Genomic DNA, 16,538 nt, shown 5'->3' with positions numbered 1-16,538 from the left:
TGTGGGTGAGTTGGTGAGCTGGAGACGGCTGTTCGCCGTTGGTGCCACGATCGCGGTTCTCGGTGGAGTCACCGCACCTGATGCGTTGGCGCAGGAGGGGCAGGTGCACCGGCCGTCGAACGCTGAAGTCGTTGCCGGGCAGTACATCGTCCTGCTGAAGCAGACCGGCCCTGGGACGGCGTCGACCGCCGGCGCGCTGGCCGGCAGGTACGGCGGGAAGGTCGGGCGCACCTTCGGTGCGGCGCTGACCGGGTTCACCGTGACCGCCACCGAGGTACAGGCGAAGCGGCTCGCCGCCGATCCTCGGGTGCAGCGGGTGGAGGCAGATGCGATCGTCCGCGGCACCAGCAACCAGACCAACCCGCCGTGGGATCTCGATCGGCTCGACCAGCACACCACCGTGCTCGACGACGCCTTCACCTACCCGGACAGCGCGGGTGCCGGAGTGACCGCGTACGTCATGGACACCGGGATCCGCACCGCACACGCGGAGTTCGAGGGACGTGCCAGTGTCGGCTTCGACGCCATCGGCGACGGGTGGAACGGCGAGGACTGCAGCACCGCCGGGCACGGCACGCACGTCGCCGGCACCATCGGCGGCAAGACCTACGGCGTGGCCAAGAAGGTCAAGCTCGTCTCGGTGCGAGTGCTGAGCTGTGAGAACTCCGGTACCTCCAGCCAGGTGATCGCCGGTATCGACTGGGTGACCGCGCACGCACAACGTCCCGCCGTGGTCAACATGAGCCTCGGCGGTGGGAAGTCCGTGATCGAGAACATCGCGGTCCAGAAGTCGATTGCTTCCGGCATCACCTACGCGGTGTCGGCGGGGAACGACCAGAAGGACGCGTGCGACTACAGCCCCGCCAGCACACCGGAGGCCATCACCGTCGGAGCGAGCAACCCCGTGGACGAGCGTGCGCGCGACTGGAAGGACGATCCCAGGGATCCCGAGAAGATCACCGGTGGGTCGAACTTCGGTCCCTGCCTCGACCTGTTCGCGCCGGGCGAGGCGATCAAGTCCGCGCACAACGCCACCGACTCGGCCACGTTGACCTTGCACGGCACCTCGATGGCTTCGCCGCACGTCGCCGGCGGCATTGCGTTGCTGCTCGCCGAGAAGCCCGCGATGACACCCGCGGAGGCGTCCTCCACGTTGCTCAGCCGGGCCACCTCGGACGTCCTCGGCTCCACCGGCCTGGGCGCCGGTTCACCGAACAAGCTGCTCTACACCGGACTCCCGGCGGCAGGGATCTGCTCGGTGTCCAACGACACCCGCCAGCCCATCCCGGACCAGGGCTCGGTCACCAGCACGGTCACCGTGGCGGACTGCCCCGGGAAGGTCGCGGACACCGCGCGGGTGCGTGTACGTGCCGAGCACCCGTTCCGCGGTGATCTCTCGGTGTCGCTGATCGCACCCAACGGCACAGAACGCGTGATCAAGGAGGCCAACGGTGACGACGCTGCGGCCAACCTCGACCAGACGTTCCCGTTGACCGGCTTGTCCACAATGGATGCCAACGGGGCCTGGAAACTGCTCGTGCGTGACAACTTCGGCTTCGACGAAGGTGCCTTGCTCGGCTGGACGCTGACCTTGGCGGATTCGGTGCCGGCACCGACGGTGCCCGGTGCGCCGGTGGTGTCCTCTTCGGACTACCCCGCGGACGGGCGGCCGAACGGAGGCGCGGGCCTGCTCGGCACGTTCACCTTCAAACCGGGAGGCACCCAGGCGCTGAACAAGTACTCCTATCAACTCGATGGTGACGCGCAGCCGACGGACGTCATCGCGGGTGGCGAGGTTTCCCTTGCCATCACGCCGAGATCGGCAGGATCGCGGACGTTGACGGTCCGTGCCGTCAACGGCACAGTCCAGTCAGCGCCGACCGCCTACACCTTCACGGTCGCCGGGACTGCGGACATCGTGGACGGCGGAACGTTGTCCGCTGACGGTGCGAGTGTCGCCGCGACCATCCCGGCGGACAAGGTCTCGCGGCTGCGCTTCGACGGCACGGCCGGTGACAAGCTGGGGATCGGTGTCACCTCGAACACGCTGAACGCTTTCAGCAAGCTGTGGGTACTCGACCCTGCAGGTCGTTCGTTCAGCGTCGAGAAGAACAGCGGTTCCTCCTACGTCTACCAAGGGGTGGGCCGTGCGGTTCTGTTGCCGGCTCTGACAGTCACGGGTACCTACCAGGTGTTCCTGGACCCGGACGGGGCCGGAACGGGCAACATCGCCGTGCAGCTGTCCAAGACCACCTCCGCGACCACCGACGTCGTCGTGCCCGGCACGCCGTTCTCGGTGACCAGACCGGGCCAGTTCACCGAGTTCACCATCGACGGGCGGCTCAACTCCTGGTACGGCCTCGGGTTCACTGACGTGGCCGCCGCTTCCACGCTGCTGTCGTTGGACGTGTTCGACCAGAACGGCGGCCGCGTCGGCACCACGCAATTCCTCTACCCGGCCAACGCCGGCCGGTTCAAGACCGAAGCGGCGGGGAAGTACCGCGTGGTGCTCGGGCTCTTCTTCGGCGAGAGCTCGAGCAGCGCGAAGGTCTGGCTGTCCCACGAGATCAACGCCGGAGACGTCACCACCGTGCAGCAAGGCCGGCCGCTCACCCTGAACCGGCCCGGCCAGCACGCCCGCATGAGGTTCGACGGCACCCAAGGACAGCGGCTCGCCGTCGGCTACGCGGACACCAGCCTGAGCAACGGCGGGAGGCCGACGGCCTTCGTCGTCAGCCCGGCTGGGGCGACCAAGTCGGCTGAGTGGCGTCCAGGCGGTGCGACCCTTCCGGCGCTGGCCGAGACCGGGAGTCACGACCTGCTCGTCACCGCGGGCTCGAACACGGGGACGCTGACTTCGTGGCTGTCCGAAGACGTCGACCTGGGCGTCATCACGGTGACCGGTGCGCAGAAGACGGCCTCGCTGTCCCGGCCGGGGCAGCAAGGCAGGGCGAGGTTCGACGGGGTGGCCGGTCAGCGACTCAGCCTCGGCCTGACGACCTTCTCGGCGGGCTTCGCCGAGCACAACGTCAGGTTGACCAAGCCGGATGGAACAGTCGTCGACCACGGCGGATTCAATCCGGCGCCGGGCAGCGTCGCGTTCGACGTGCTACTGGTGTCGGGCACCTACGAAATCGTGGTCAGTTCGAGCAACGGCAACGGAGTCACAGGTTCCGTATCGCTGACGTTGTCCACGCCCGCCAACGCCGGAACGATCACGATCGGTGGCGCGACGGCGCGAATGTCGGTGAGCAGGGCCGGTCAGGACGGTCAGGTGTCGTTCACCGGAGCCGCCGGCGACAAGCTGCGACTGAACACCAGCGGAAGCACCTTCGCCAACAAGGGGTTCACCCTCACGATCCTCAACCCGGACGGGACGAAACTGGTGGACAGGAACTTCAGGCCGGACCAGGGGGCGTTCGACCTGCCGGTGCTGCCCGCAGCGGGAACGTACGTGGTGTTGATCGATCCTGCGGTCGCCGGCACGGGATCGGTCGACGCCGGCCTCGTCAGGGTGCCGTGAAGGTCGGCAGGCGGACGTTTCTGGCCGCCGTCGGAACGGGACTGGCGGGCTGCGCCGCCAGTCCCGTTTCCGCTCCCGCTCCGGAGACGTCCCGGCCTGTTCCGCGCCAACCGGGCGTGGTGACACCTGCACTGTCCACAACGGAGCTGTTGGCCTTCGACGTCACCGCCCGCGACCGAGCCGGGCTCGCGGATGTGTTGCGCGCCTTGAGCTCGCCTGTCGCGGATGCTGTGGTGACTATCGCCGTGGGCGCATCACTGTTCGATGGCCGGTTCGGCCTCGAACGCCCGCGACGGCTGACGCCGATGCCGTCGTTCCGCAGTGATGTGCTGGATCCTGCTTGGTGCCACGGTGATCTGCTCGTACAGGTGAGCGCCAGCGCACAGGAACCGATCGATGCCGCAGTTGCACGGCAGATACCCGGACTGGCCCCACGCTGGCGGATGGCGGGGTTCCAGCCGGATGGCACGCGCAACCTGTTCGGCTTCCGCGAAGGAGCGGGGAATCCCGATGCGGCTGACCCGCGCCTGATGGACGAACACGTGTGGGTGCAGCCTGGTGATGATGAACCGACGTGGTGTGTGGGCGGCAGCTACCAGGTCGTCCGTCTGATCCGGCTGGCGATGCCCAGCTGGGACGCGGAACCGGTCGAGGTCCAGGAGCGGGTCTTCGGCCGCAGCAAGGACACCGGCGCCCCGCTGGGCCAGGTGACCGAGCATGCTGATCCCGGCTACGCGCGCGATCCCGGCGGCCGTCGCATCGCGCTCGACGCCCATATCCGGCGCGCGAACCCGCGGACTCCGGACAGCGAGGCCCACAAGATCCTTCGTCGCGGGCACTCGTACCGGATGAACCCCTCGGACTGCGGCCAGATCTTCGTCTGTTACCAGCGTGATGTGGAGCTCGGGTTCGCCACCATCCAGCGCCGCCTGGCCGGTGAAGCCCTGGAGAAGTACCTTCTGCCGTTCGGCGGTGGCTACTACTTCGTGCTTCCAGGCAGCGATGGCGACTACGTGGGTAAGGGACTCATGAGCTGGAATGTTCGGTAGGGTCTGCTGCACGAGTAGGTGACACCTGAGTTGGCTTGCCGTGATGGTGAGCTGGGAGGATGTCGCTGTGCCCAAGCCCTACCCTCAGGAGTTCCGCGACGATGTCGTGCGGGTGGCTCGTGACCGCGAGTCTGGTGTGACGGTCGAGCAGATCGCGAAGGACTTCGGGGTGCACCCGATGACGTTGTTCAAGTGGCTGCGCCAGGCCGAGATCGACGACGGCGCCAAGCCTGGTGCGAGCCGGGCCGAGTCGGCTGAGCTGCGTGAGGCGCGTAAGCGGATCAAGCTGCTGGAGCAGGAGAACGAGGTCCTGCGCCGGGCGACGGCGTACTTGTCTCAGGCGAACCTGCCGGGAAAAGGCTCTACCCGCTCGTGACCGAGCTCGCCGCGGACGGTGTCCCCGTCGCGGTGACGTGCCGGGTCTTGAACATCGCTCGACAGCCGTACTACCGGTGGCGTGCCCGCCCGGTCACCGGGACAGAACTCGAGCGGGCGCAGCGGGCGAATGCGTTGTTCGACGCACATCGCGATGACCCGGAGTTCGGCTACCGGTTCCTGGCCGACGAGGCGCGCGACGCCGGCTTGTCGATGGCGGATCGGACCGCGTGGCGGATCTGCTCGTCGATGGGCTGGTGGAGCGTGTTCGGCAAGAAACGCGGCCGCAACGGCAAGAAGACCGGTCCGCCGGTCCATGACGACCTGGTCCGGCGCGACTTCACGCCACCGCGCCGAACCTGTTGTGGCTGGCCGATATCACCGAACACCGCACCACAGAAGGAAAGTTGTATCTGAGCGCGGTCAAGGACGTCTGCTCCAACCGGATCGTCGGCTACTCCATCGACTCCCGGATGAAGTCCCGTCTCGCCGTCACCGCGCTCACCAACGCCCTCGCCCGCCGCGGTGACGTCGCCGGCTGCGTGGTGCACACCGACCGCGGATCGCAATTTCGATCAAGGAAGTTCGTCCGCGCGCTCGCTCATCACGGGCTGACCGGGTCGATGGGCCGGGTCGGCGCGGCGGGCGACAACGCCGCCATGGAAAGCTTCTTCGCGTTGCTGCAGAACAACGTTCTCGACCGGCAAACCTGGTCCACCCGTGACGAGCTGCGGATCGCGATCGTCACCTGGATCGAACGCACCTACCACCGCCGCAGACGCCAAGTCGCCCTCGGCAGGTTGACCCCCATCGAATACGAAGTAATCATGTCCACGCCAGCCAGTCAGGCTGCGTGACTACAACTGTCACCTACTCGTGCAGCAGACCCGTGTTCTCGCGGTCGAACGGCCGTGACGAACGACCGGTCCAAGTGCTCGATGATGGCGTGGGGTGACGTCGTCGCCCGCGTGTTCCAGGGCGTGCATCCGCCCTGCCGGCTCCGCGCGCTGCTCGGCGGGCGCCCGCACGAACTCGTGCAGCAGCTCGACGTTGCTGCCGATGTTCGCGCCGATCTCGGTGAACAGCTCGAAGCACCTCGCACCCGTGGGCTTGCGGCTGATACGCATGCCGTCAGTGCGCCGGTGTCTGCCCGTACACGCTGTGGCGCAACGGGGTGTTGTCATCCGGCGAGTGCGCGGGAGAGGAGGAAGGCTCGGTGGGCGTTTGCGTGGCGCCAGGCGCGCTGCGCTGGTCGACGGCTGTTGGCGTGGGGCCGCCAGCGAGATCCTCGAGCAGTTGCAGCACCGGCACGCGGTTGCAGTGCTCGCGTTCTTGGCGCAGGGCCGCGCCAAGATTCTCCTCGGTGAGCGAGCGGATCCGGTGCCTCAGGTCTCCCAGGGCGAGCTTGTCGTAGTCGGGCAGGGGAAGTTCGACTGTGCTCACACGGCAGGGCCACCCGCCGAAGTGGTTAGCAAACGAACCGCTGCTGCGCAGCCGCGGACCAGCCCGCGGGAAGTCGAGTGACGTGCCGAGGTTCGAGGAGACGGAGCGCGTGTCCACACGGGACAGTTCAGTCTTCGGAAATCGTCCTGCAGACGAGAGGAACGGCGCGAAACGACCTGACTTCTGGGGCATGGCTCCCGAACGCCACCACCGACGATCTGCGATGAACGGCGATGGTTCGCTCAGCAGGCGAGCGGCACTGTGCGGAATCATGGCGGCCGTTGCTGCGCAGGTCGGCCTCGTGACGGCATGAGGTTCATCCGGCTCGGGTTCCGCATCGTCGCAGGGGGCACTACGCCGGCCGGGGTGAGTGGCCCCGCGGGTACGCCCGGCCGGTCTCTCGTACCGCTTGCGAGCGTGCGACGTGACCTGTACCCACCAGGGCGCGACGGTCGGGAAGTCGTCCGGTGGTGTCATGGCCTGCCCTGCTCACGGCAGGCAGGTCGCGGCCGCGGACGGTGCGGTGAAGAAGGGTCCGCCGCGTCGGCATGCGCGCGATCCTGGGGAAGCTCGATGGTGTGGTGCCGCCCTGACCCTCAGCAGCGCGGGAGTCCGACCTCACCCGTCAGTTCCACGATCGGGAGTTGCGCGCTCGTTTTGCGGTCCTGCCGGAGTGTGCGATAGCTCGAATATAGTCCAAGTATCAGATACCGGAGAACAGTGACTTCACTGTTTTCTGTCGGAATCGGCCCTGCCGGTCGGTGTAACGAAGGGTATCTGTCCGGATGGAAGACCACAGGATCTCCAACGTCGTCGTTCTTGGTGGTGGCACCGCAGGCTGGATGACTGCCAGTTATCTGGGCAAGGCGCTCGGCAGGTATGCGACGATCACCGTGCTGGAAGCGCCGTCCATTCCGAAGATCGGTGTCGGTGAGGCCACTGTCCCAAACCTGCACAAGACGTTCTTCGACTTCTTGGGTATTCCCGAGGAGGAGTGGATGCGGGAGTGCAACGCGAGTTTCAAGATGGCGGTGAAATTCGTCAACTGGCGCACGCCGGGAGAAGGTGAGGCGGTGGGCAGGCAGCTGCGCGGCAGGCCCGACCACTACTACCACCTGTTCGGCCTGCTGCCGACGCACCAGAACCTGCCGCTGTCGCACTACTGGGCCGCCAAGAGCCTTGGCGGGCAGACCACCGAGCAGTTCGACTACGCGTGCTACCGCGAGTCGCCGATCATCGACGCCCGGCTGTCGCCGCGGTTCGCCGACGGTACCAAGTGGACGAACTACGCCTGGCACTTCGATGCCCATCTGGTCGCGGACTTCCTCAAGCGGTTCGCCATCCAGAAGCAGGGTGTCGTGCACGTCCAGGACGAGATGACCGATGCGACGATCGACCAGCGCGGCCACATCACGTCGCTCAAGACCAAGGAGGGGCGCACGATCGAGGGTGACCTCTTCGTCGACTGCTCCGGCTTCCGCGGGTTGCTCATCAACAAGGTGATGCGCGAGCCGTTCCTCGACATGAGCGATCACCTGCTCAACGACAGCGCTGTCGCCACCTCCGTGCCGCACGACGACGAGGCGCACGGCGTCGAGCCCGCCACGTCCGCGATCGCGATGAAGTCCGGCTGGACGTGGAAGATCCCCATGCTCGGGCGGTTCGGCACCGGGTACGTCTACTCCAGCAGGTTCGCCGACGCCGACGAGGCCACCAAGGACCTGTGCGCGCTGTGGAACCTCGACCCCGAGGAGCAGCCGCTCAACCACGTCAAGTTCCGCGTCGGCCGGAACCGGCGCACGTGGGTGCGCAACTGCGTCAGCATCGGCCTTTCGTCGTGCTTCCTGGAGCCGCTCGAGTCGACGGGCATCTACTTCATCACCGCCGCGCTGTACCAGCTGGGCAAGCACTTCCCGGACAAGCGGTTCGACCCGGTGCTGATCGAGTCGTTCAACCGCGAGATCGAGACGATGTTCGACGACTCGCGGGACTTCCTGCAGGCGCACTTCACGCTGGCGCCACGCACGGACACGCCGTTCTGGCGTGCCTGCAAGGATCTTGTGCTGCCTGACGACATCCAGCACAAGATCGCGCAGTACCGGGCGGGGCTCGCGATCAACATGCCGGTCACCGACGAGGCCACCTACTACGAGAACTTCGAGGCCGAGTTCCGCAACTTCTGGACCAACAGCAGCTATTACTGCATCTTCGCCGGTCTGGACGTGCTGCCCGACCACCCGTTGCCCGCGCTGGCTTTCCGGCCGGACGCGATGGAGGGCGCCGAACCGGTGTTCGCGCAGATCAAGCAGAAGCAGGCCGAGCTGCTGAAGACGTTGCCGTCCACCTACGAGTACCTGCGCGAGTTGCACGGACGGTGATCAACTGATCACCCGCACGGCGGCATGCAACCCTGGTGCGGCACCTGCTAAGTTTCTTTTGCGGGTGCCGCCCAGGATCGGCCCCCGCGACGAGGGGATCCCCGAAGCCGGAAGGGCTGTCTCCCCGGGCCCGGGGAGACAGCCCTTCCGGTGACTGTGCTCAGGTGAGCGACAGTGCGGCCGACATTCCTTCGGCCAGAGCGATCTCCTTCGCGACGAGCCTGGCCAGCGGGTGGAAGCGGTAGGCCTGGCTGCCGTCCGGCTCGATGCCCGCGAGCTCCAGCAGGTGCATGTCGAGCAGGTGCTCGGTGATCTGCTCGCCAGAGGCGTCGGGCAGTCCCAGCAACGAGCTCGTCGTCGAGTGCGGGAACGACGGGACGTCCAGCAACGACAGGCGCAGCAGTGCGGTGCGGGACAACGGATCGAGGGACTGGCACCCGTCCCGGAGTCGTTCCTGGACGTCCAGGTCACCGAGACGCAGCTCGTCCAGCAGCCGGTCGGGGTCGGCGAGCCTGGTCGCGAGGCGTGCCAGCGGCCAGTGCACCTTGGCCGCGGCCCGCGCTCCCGCAATCCGCACCGCCAGCGGCAAACCGTGGCAGAGCCCGACGATCCGCGACGCCGCACTCGTCTCGGCGCCCACGCGTTCCGGGCCCACGATCGCGGTGAACAACGACAACGCGTCGGCGCTGCCGAGAGGGGAGAGGTTGAGTGTGTACTGGCCTCCCAACGTGGTCAGCATGCGCCGGGTCGTGATGATCGTGCGGACGTGGGGAGCGCCGGTGAGCAGCGGACGGACCTGCCGGTCGGTCGCTGCGTCGTCCAGCACCACGATCATCCGCCGGTCGGTCAGCAGGCTCCGGTACAGGTGTGCCCGCTGTTCGAGGCTCGCCGGCAGCGACGACCCGCTGACGCCCAGCCCTCCGAGCAACGTGCCCAGAGCCTCGCCGGGCGACAGGGGAGTGCCGCCGCTGCCGCGCAGGTCGGCGAAGAGCTGCCCGTCGGGGAACTCGGCGCGGAGCTGGTCCGTCACGTGCAGTGCGAACACGGTCTTGCCGACACCTGGCATGCCGGTCACCGTCACCAGTGACGATCTGTGCCGCAACCGGTCGGTCGCGACGTCCAGCTCGGCCTCGCGGCCGGTGAAGTCGGGGGTGTCGGCGGCGAGCACGGCGGGTCTCGACGTCGTGGCGACGGAGGACCGCTGCACGGGAAAGGCCGGCCGCACGTCGTTGGTGAGGATCGCCTGGTACGCGCTCTTGAGCGTGGGACCGGGGTCGACGCCGAGCTCGTCGGAGAGAAGTCTGCTGCCCTCCTGGAACGTCGCGAACGCCTCGGCCTGCCGGTCGCCCTGGTACAGCGCGATCATCAGCTGCGCTCTCGTCCGCTCGCGCAACGGGTTCGCGTTGACCAGGCCCACCAGCTCGGAGATGAGCTCGTGATGTCTGCCGAGCGCCAGTTCGGCGTCGATCCTGCTCTCGAGGGTCTTCATCCTGACCTCCTCGATCCCGGGACGTTCGGTCTCGGCGAGCAGGTCGGTGACGTCGGTGAGCGTCGGGCCGCGCCACAGGTCCAGCGCACCGCGCAACAGCTCGGAAGCCTGGTCGAACCGTCCCGTCCGCAACGCCTCGCGCCCGGAGCGGGAAAGGGTCTCGAACTCGTGGTAGTCGAACCGGGCGGTGCCGATCCGCATGAAGTAGCCCGGTCCCTGCCGGATCAGCGCCATGCTCCCCTGCAGATGCCGGCGCAGTCGTGATGCGTAGGTGTAGATCTGTGCCTGATAAGTCGCCGGCGGGTTCTTGCCCCAGAGCACCTCGCCGAGTTGTGCGTCGGACAGCACTTTTTCCCGTGCCAGGAGCAGTGCGGCCAGGATCGTGCGCTGCTTGGAGCCTTTCAGTGGAAGTTCAGCACCATCCAGCCACAAGCCGACTGGTCCCAGGATTCGGAACTCCAACGGTCATTTCCCCCATTCGAGGTTGCACCTTTCTGTGCGGCGTTCAAATAGGTGTGCACTCTGAAGGCGCGAAGGTTGTGCGGTGGCGTCCGGACCAGGATTCACGCCGTCATCAACCCCAGTCGGCGTGTGTCCGGACGCTCGCCCGGCACTGTCGCACGGGCGAAGAAACCAGTTTGCACGGTATGTCGTTGGTTAATATCCAAACTATGGTCAACGTACCGAGGTTCCCCGAGGGCGTCAACTGTGGTTTGCGGTTCTTGACTGTTCCATTCACCGTGGTTGACGAGTGGTATGGTCGCCGCGGCCTGGGGGGCCTGTCGAACAGGAGGTGCGATGGCCGATGTGGCATCACTGCCGGAGGGGTCCCTCGCGGCGAAGGTCGACCACCTGTTCCGCACCGTGCACTCACGCGCTGGCCGGGAGTACACGTTCGAAGAGGTGGCCGAGGCGATCAGGCTCCGAGGCGGTCCTACGATCTCCGCCACCTACGTCTGGCAGCTGCGCCGCGGCCTGCGGGACAACCCGACGAAGCGGCACCTCGAGGCGCTGGCCGGTTTCTTCGGCGTCCCGCCCGCGTACTTCTTCGACGACGCGGTGACCGAGCAGATCGACTCGGAGCTCGCGCTGCTGACCGCGCTGCGGGACAGCTCTGTGCGCCGGATGGCGTTGCGGGCGTCGGGTTTGTCCCCCAAAAGCCTCGGCGCGCTCACCGCTATGGTGGAGCGAGCGCGCGAACTCGAGGGCCTGCCTGACGGCCCCGACGAGGAAGCGGGTTCGTGACACGTCGGACGGGGGCGATGTGATCGGTCGGGGCATGGACATGAAGCGGTTGCGCCGCCGATGTGATGCCATGGTGCGAGAACTGCCGGTGCCCGAGCCGTTCGACGTGCGATCGCTCTGTGATCTGGTTGCCGGGCAACGGAAGCGGCCCATCGAGCTGACGCCGATGACGGCGCAGCCCGGCGTGCTGGGCCTGTGGGTCGCGACCGACGAGCTGGACCTGATCTTCTACGAGGAGTCGACGACACCTCCGCATCGGGACCACATCATCCTGCACGAGCTCTGTCACCTGTTGTGCGACCACTATTCGGCCCCGCTGACCGGCGCCGACCTGGCCCGGTTGCTGATGCCGAACCTCGACCCGGACATGGTGCGTTCCGTGCTGGAACGCACCGAGTACTCGGCCGTCGAGGAGCGGGAGGCCGAACTGCTCGCGTCCCTGATCCTGCAGAAGGCGGCGCCGGCGCGGGCGGGTCATCACGGCGAAGGACTGGCCGACCGCATAGAGGACGCACTGAACTGGCCCGATCCGCGCTGACCTGAACCAGATCGGCAGGGAGTTCGCCCGTGCTGGACGCGCTGCGGTTCTACGCGCCGCCTTTGCTCGTCGGCTGTTTCTTCGTGACGATGCTGGTGAACGGCAACCATCGGCCGCGCACCGATGCGCAACGCGCGGTCCGGCTGGGCCTGGCGGGCCTCGGTCTCTCGCTGATCGTGCTGACCCCCGCCGGCTACTCGCTGATCGGCCGGGCGGGCATCCCCAACCTCGCCCGTTTGCTGGGACACGGCTTCATGCTGGTCGTGGCGTGGGCGGGACTGGCGTTCGTCGCCCACCTGACCATGCGGCCGCGGGAGGCGAGCCGCCGCTCGGCCCGCGTCGCCTGGTGGTTCGCGGCCGGGTTCGTGCTGCTCGCGGTCCTCTTCGCGCTGGCGCCGATCGACGTGGACGACGTGCGGTTCGCGGGCCGGTACGCGGGCACGGCGTGGGTGCTGGAGTACTGGGTCGTCTACGCCGGCTGCCTGACTCCGGCGTTCGCGGTCGTGGCCCGCGAGTCCTGGCGGTTCGCGCGGGTCACACCGGACCTGGTGCTGAGCCTCGGCCTGCGGCTCATCGCGGCCGGCGCGGTGTGCGCCCTGACCTATCACGTCCACAAAGGACTGTACTTCGCCTCCGTCCGGTTCGGCGTCGGGTATCCGGTGGTGCCGGCACTGGACAAGTACCTCCCGCTCGCCGCGAACGTGCTGGTGTTCGTCGGCAGCACGGTCCGCTGGTGGGCGCCGAGGGTCGGCTTGAGCGCGCTCGTCGCGTGGATCGGGCGGTACCGGACCTACCTGGGGTTGCGTCCGCTCTGGCTCGGGCTCTACGAGGCGAGTCCGCACATCGCGCTCGAACCCCCGCGCTCGGGGCTCGCCGACCTCCTGCCCGGCGACCTGGGTCTGCGGCTGTACCGCCGGGTGATCGAGATCAGGGACGGCAGGATCGCGCTGCGGCCGTACCTCGATCCGGAGGTTGCCGCCTCTGCGCGCAGAAACGCCGCGCGGGTCGGGTTGAGCGGCCAGGAACTGGATGCGTTCGTCGAGGCATCCGTGCTGGCCGACGCGCTGCGGGCTCGTTCGCGAGGGGTGCGGACTCCCGCGCCGGACGCGCCCGTCGGTGTGCCCGGTGGCGGCGACATGGGTAGTGACACGGCGTTTCTCACCGACGTGGCGCGTGCGTACCGCAGGGTCTCCCGGCTGAACAACGTTGAGCGACTCGCCTAGCACCTGCTAACATTTGTTGGCATGTGCAGGGTTCAGTTGTGACCGGGGATGAGCTCTTGCGCATCCTCGCGACGCTGGCCAACCCGCACCGGTTGCGGGTGTTGGCAGCGCTCACGCGGGAGCGCAACTACGTGAGTGCGCTTGCTCGCGAGCTGGGGATCAGCCGTGCGTTGCTGCAGGTTCATCTGCGCAAGCTCGAGGCGGCGGGCCTGGTGCGGGCCAACCTCGAACTGTCCGAGGACGGCAAGGCGATGAAGTTCTACGAGATCGAACCGTTCGCGGTCGAGCTGTCGCCGGAGTCGGTGGCCGACGCCGTGCAGACGCTCACCAGCACGGAAATCAGTACCGAGAAGGGATCGCAGGCATGAGCCCCTACGGCTGGCAGGAGATCATCGGCGTCGTCGGGGTGTTCGTCCTGATCACATCCGTCGCCACGGTCAGCATCTGGCAGCTCGCCGCGACGTGGCGGGCGAAGGCGGCGTTGACCAGGGAGAGCGAGTACCGCGCGCTGGCCGAGCGGGCCGTCGCGGCGCAGGAAGGTGCCGAACGCAGGCTCGGCGAGCTGGGGGAGCGGTTCGCGGAGATGCAGGCCCGGATGCAGTCCGTCGAAAGGATTCTCAAAGAGGTCGAGTAGCGAGTGCTGGGCCGTCGAGCGGCAACTCGGCGGCCCAGCGAAGAAGTACCTCTCGCCCGAGGGCGAGTTCTCTGCAGGAAACTCCTTCGAGGAAGGACCTTAGTCGATGCTGCGCGCACGCAGGTCGAATGCCGCTCTGGTGGAGCGGGTGGCCGGGTGGTCGGTCCGGCACCGCGTCCTGGCGGTGACCGGATGGTTGATGTTGGTGCTGGTGGCGGTGCTGGCCGGTGCGCTGGGAGGGGACGGGGCGTCGGCGCGAGATCCCGGTGAGACCGGCCGGGCGACCGAAGTGCTGGACCAGCAACGGACTTACGCGCCGGTGCGGGAGAACGTGCTGGTCGAGGGAGTCGCACGGGAAGCGGCGACCGACGACCTCGTGTCGGCGTTGCGCGGCACGAACGCTGTCACCGACCTGAGCCGGCGGGTGTCGGGCAGCTCCGTGCTCGTCACGTTCCACGTCGCCGGGCCGAACGAGCAGATCAAGGCGCACTACGACACCGTCGTGCGGACGGTGTCGGACACCTCGGCCCGTCATCCCGGCGCGCGGCTCGCGCAGGCAGGGGACCAGAGCCTCGCGAAGGCCGTCGACCAGGCGGTGAAGGACGACTTCCAGCGCTCGGAGCTCATCTCGCTGCCGATCACCGCGCTGATCCTGCTGGTGGTGTTCGGTTCGCTGGTCGCGGCCTCGGTTCCGTTGCTGCTGGCCGGAACCACGGTGGCCGCCGCGTTCGGCCTCATCGCGTTGATCGGCGACTGGATCCCGGTCAACAGCGCGACGTCGTCGATGATCCTGCTCATCGGGATCGCGGTCGGGATCGACTACGCGCTGTTCTACCTGCGCCGTGAACGCGAGGAGCGCGCCGCGGGCAGGACCGTGGCGGAGGCGTTGCGGATCACCGCGCGCACGTCCGGACGGGTCGTCGCGGTGTCCGGGCTGACGGTGATCCTCTGCGTGGCGGGGCTGCTGTTCACCGGGCTGGACAACTTCCGCGGGCTCACGGTCGGCACGGTCCTGATCGTCGGGCTCGCCGTGCTCGGTTCGGTGACCGCGCTGCCCGCGCTGCTGTCCCTGCTGGGGCCGTGGATCGACAAGCTGCGGGTGAGCCGCCACCGGACGACGGTGCGCGAGTCGCGGGTGTGGACGGCGGTGGCCCGTGTGGTGGTGCGGCGACCGTGGTTGTGGGGTGGTCTCGCCGCGCTCGGGCTCGTGGTGATGGCCTTGCCCGCGGTGGACATGCGGCTGCAGGACGCCGCGGCGGTGAACAGCCTGCCCAGGTCGGTGGCGGCCGTCGACGGCGCGATCCGGATGCAGCAGGCGTTCCCCGGTGCACCCACACCCGCGCAGGTCGTGGTGTGGGGCAACGTCGCCGGGGCGCGGGCGGCGGCGGACGGCCTGCACGGGCAGATCGCTGCCAGCGGTGGCCTGTTGCACGAGCCGATGTCCACGGCACAGCTGGACGACGCGCTGGTGATCCGGGTGCCGCTGGCCGGGTCCGGCACCGACGAGGAGTCCAACCGGGCGTTGGAACACCTGAGGACCACGGCGTTGCCGGCGGCGTTCGGACACGTCGACGGCGTCGAGTTCGCGGTCGCGGGCAAGACGGCGTTCGCCCACGACTTCACCGACCAGGTGCGCAAGACGACGCCGATCGTGTTCGCCTTCGTCCTGGCGCTGGCGTTCGTGCTGCTGGTCGTGGCGTTCCGGGCGCTCGCGATCCCGCTGATCTCGATCGGTCTCAACCTGTTGTCGATCGGCGCGGCGTACGGCGTGCTCACGTGGGTGTTCCAGGACGGGCACCTGAGCGCACTGCTGGGCTTCACGTCCTACGGCGGCGTGGTCGGCTGGTTGCCGTTGTTCATGTTCGTGCTGCTCTTCGGCCTGAGCATGGACTACCACATCTTCATCCTCAGCCGGATCAGGGAACGCTGGTTCGGTGGCGCGGACGCCCGGTCCGCGATCGTGGGCGGCGTCGGCAGCAGCGCGGGCGTCGTCACCAGCGCTGCGGTGATCATGACGGCGGTGTTCGCCGTGTTCGTCACGCTCAGCGCCATCGAGTACAAGATGCTCGGGGTCGGCATGGCCGTGGCGATCATGATCGACGCGACGATCGTGCGCGGTGTGCTGTTGCCCGCCGCCATGGCGTTGCTGGGTGAACGGGCCTGGGTGCTGCCAGGAGGCCTCGGCCGGTTCTCGCACCTGCCAAGGCTTTCCGACCGGGAAAGCGCGCCAGGGCAGCGGATAGTTCGGGTATAGACCCAGTATTGGCCCCACGAGAACTCTTCAGGCGACCAACCGATCGCGTGAGGAGTTCTCGTGGCAGAGGAACAGGACGACAAGCAGACCTACCTCGTCGTCGTGAACGACGAGGAGCAGTACTCGATCTGGCCTGCCGACCGGGACCTGCCCGCCGGATGGCGTGCGGACGGCACCGAGGGGACTCGGGCCGACTGCCTCGCGCACATCGGTGAGGTGTGGACGGACATGCGCCCGCTCAGCCTGCGCCGCCGCATGGCGGAAGCAGCGGCGGAGTAACGCGCTCACGGCAGCGAAGAACGGCGTTCGGGACATCGAGCTGTCCCGAGTGCGCCTTTCGCTGCGGCGTCGACATCTTGGGCACGTCCGGGCACGGGAGGAACGAGG

Annotated in this window: 14 protein-coding genes and 1 pseudogene; 12 read left to right on the top strand and 3 right to left on the bottom strand. The window is 67.7% G+C overall.

Annotated features, from left to right (window positions below):
- Window positions 1-13 precede the first annotated feature (13 nt).
- The 3 genes and pseudogenes from AOM45_RS20420 (at window position 14) to AOM45_RS20400 (ending at window position 5,804) form a co-directional block, all read left to right on the top strand.
- A complete protein-coding gene (locus AOM45_RS20420) occupies window positions 14-3,523 on the top strand; it encodes a S8 family serine peptidase (RefSeq protein WP_162185689.1) in 3,510 nt (1,169 codons plus the stop codon).
- On the top strand, window positions 3,520-4,572 hold the full coding sequence (locus tag AOM45_RS49650; protein WP_081902283.1) for a Dyp-type peroxidase: 1,053 nt from the start codon (window positions 3,520-3,522) through the stop codon (window positions 4,570-4,572). Before AOM45_RS20420 ends, AOM45_RS49650 begins: the two co-directional genes overlap by 4 nt.
- A 67-nt stretch (window positions 4,573-4,639) precedes the next feature.
- Window positions 4,640-5,804: pseudogene (locus tag AOM45_RS20400) on the top strand (IS3 family transposase).
- A gap of 9 nt (window positions 5,805-5,813) precedes the next feature.
- Here the strand turns inward: AOM45_RS20400 and AOM45_RS20395 are convergent.
- Both AOM45_RS20395 and AOM45_RS20390 read right to left on the bottom strand, forming a co-directional pair.
- Window positions 5,814-6,074, bottom strand: coding sequence for a hypothetical protein (locus tag AOM45_RS20395; RefSeq protein ID WP_030469175.1), 261 nt, complete (start codon window positions 6,072-6,074; stop codon window positions 5,814-5,816).
- A gap of 4 nt (window positions 6,075-6,078) precedes the next feature.
- Window positions 6,079-6,390 (bottom strand): DUF8129 domain-containing protein, encoded by a 312-nt coding sequence (locus tag AOM45_RS20390; protein WP_030469176.1) that lies wholly within the window; start codon window positions 6,388-6,390, stop codon window positions 6,079-6,081.
- Window positions 6,391-6,760: 370 nt separating this feature from the next.
- Here AOM45_RS20390 and AOM45_RS53825 point away from each other — a divergent pair, with 370 nt between their 5' ends.
- Together AOM45_RS53825 and AOM45_RS20385 are read left to right on the top strand one after the other, a co-directional pair.
- Window positions 6,761-7,114 carry a Rieske 2Fe-2S domain-containing protein gene (locus AOM45_RS53825; protein WP_081902284.1) on the top strand — a complete coding sequence of 118 codons (354 nt, stop codon included), beginning with the start codon at window positions 6,761-6,763 and terminating at the stop codon, window positions 7,112-7,114.
- 118 nt (window positions 7,115-7,232) lie between these two features.
- Window positions 7,233-8,768 (top strand): tryptophan halogenase family protein, encoded by a 1,536-nt coding sequence (locus AOM45_RS20385; RefSeq protein WP_236703767.1) that lies wholly within the window; start codon window positions 7,233-7,235, stop codon window positions 8,766-8,768.
- 160 nt (window positions 8,769-8,928) lie between these two features.
- Here the strand turns inward: AOM45_RS20385 and AOM45_RS20380 are convergent, their stop codons facing one another.
- Window positions 8,929-10,719 (bottom strand): AfsR/SARP family transcriptional regulator, encoded by a 1,791-nt coding sequence (locus AOM45_RS20380; protein ID WP_063757083.1) that lies wholly within the window; start codon window positions 10,717-10,719, stop codon window positions 8,929-8,931.
- Window positions 10,720-11,055: 336 nt separating this feature from the next.
- Here AOM45_RS20380 and AOM45_RS20375 point away from each other — a divergent pair, with 336 nt between their 5' ends.
- The 7 genes from AOM45_RS20375 (at window position 11,056) to AOM45_RS20345 (ending at window position 16,430) form a co-directional block, all read left to right on the top strand.
- Complete coding sequence (locus tag AOM45_RS20375; protein ID WP_030469179.1) at window positions 11,056-11,502, top strand: helix-turn-helix domain-containing protein; 447 nt, start codon at window positions 11,056-11,058, stop codon at window positions 11,500-11,502.
- Window positions 11,503-11,572: 70 nt separating this feature from the next.
- Complete coding sequence (locus tag AOM45_RS20370) at window positions 11,573-12,040, top strand: hypothetical protein (protein WP_174517919.1); 468 nt, start codon at window positions 11,573-11,575, stop codon at window positions 12,038-12,040.
- Between the two features lie 29 nt (window positions 12,041-12,069).
- Complete coding sequence (locus AOM45_RS20365) at window positions 12,070-13,263, top strand: MAB_1171c family putative transporter (RefSeq protein WP_030469181.1); 1,194 nt, start codon at window positions 12,070-12,072, stop codon at window positions 13,261-13,263.
- Window positions 13,264-13,301: 38 nt separating this feature from the next.
- Window positions 13,302-13,631, top strand: a complete 330-nt coding sequence (locus AOM45_RS20360; RefSeq protein WP_236703766.1) for an ArsR/SmtB family transcription factor — start codon at window positions 13,302-13,304, stop codon at window positions 13,629-13,631.
- A complete protein-coding gene (locus AOM45_RS20355; protein WP_030469183.1) occupies window positions 13,628-13,897 on the top strand; it encodes a hypothetical protein in 270 nt (89 codons plus the stop codon). The genes AOM45_RS20360 and AOM45_RS20355 overlap by 4 nt, the downstream gene beginning before the upstream one ends.
- A gap of 106 nt (window positions 13,898-14,003) precedes the next feature.
- Entirely contained in the window at window positions 14,004-16,151 is a 2,148-nt protein-coding gene (locus AOM45_RS20350) for an MMPL family transporter (RefSeq protein ID WP_063757084.1), read from the top strand.
- A 60-nt stretch (window positions 16,152-16,211) separates the two neighbouring features.
- Window positions 16,212-16,430 carry an MbtH family protein gene (locus AOM45_RS20345; RefSeq protein WP_030469185.1) on the top strand — a complete coding sequence of 73 codons (219 nt, stop codon included), beginning with the start codon at window positions 16,212-16,214 and terminating at the stop codon, window positions 16,428-16,430.
- The last annotated feature ends 108 nt before the right edge of the window (window positions 16,431-16,538 follow it).

The organism is Lentzea aerocolonigenes, from assembly GCF_000974445.1.
Taxonomy (GTDB): Bacteria; Actinomycetota; Actinomycetes; order Mycobacteriales; family Pseudonocardiaceae; genus Lentzea; species Lentzea aerocolonigenes.
Note: the sequence above shows the minus strand (reverse complement) of the source record. Positions and strands in the feature narration are given on the sequence as shown.

Coding starts and splice junctions, on each gene's coding strand:
- AOM45_RS20395 (WP_030469175.1), bottom strand. CDS start 6,074: ATGCGTATCAGCCGCAAGCCCACGGGTGCGAGGTGCTTCGAGCTGTTC.
- AOM45_RS20385 (WP_236703767.1), top strand. CDS start 7,233: ATGACTGCCAGTTATCTGGGCAAGGCGCTCGGCAGGTATGCGACGATC.
- AOM45_RS20375 (WP_030469179.1), top strand. CDS start 11,056: ATGGCCGATGTGGCATCACTGCCGGAGGGGTCCCTCGCGGCGAAGGTC.
- AOM45_RS20370 (WP_174517919.1), top strand. CDS start 11,573: ATGGTGCGAGAACTGCCGGTGCCCGAGCCGTTCGACGTGCGATCGCTC.
- AOM45_RS20355 (WP_030469183.1), top strand. CDS start 13,628: ATGAGCCCCTACGGCTGGCAGGAGATCATCGGCGTCGTCGGGGTGTTC.
- AOM45_RS20350 (WP_063757084.1), top strand. CDS start 14,004: ATGCTGCGCGCACGCAGGTCGAATGCCGCTCTGGTGGAGCGGGTGGCC.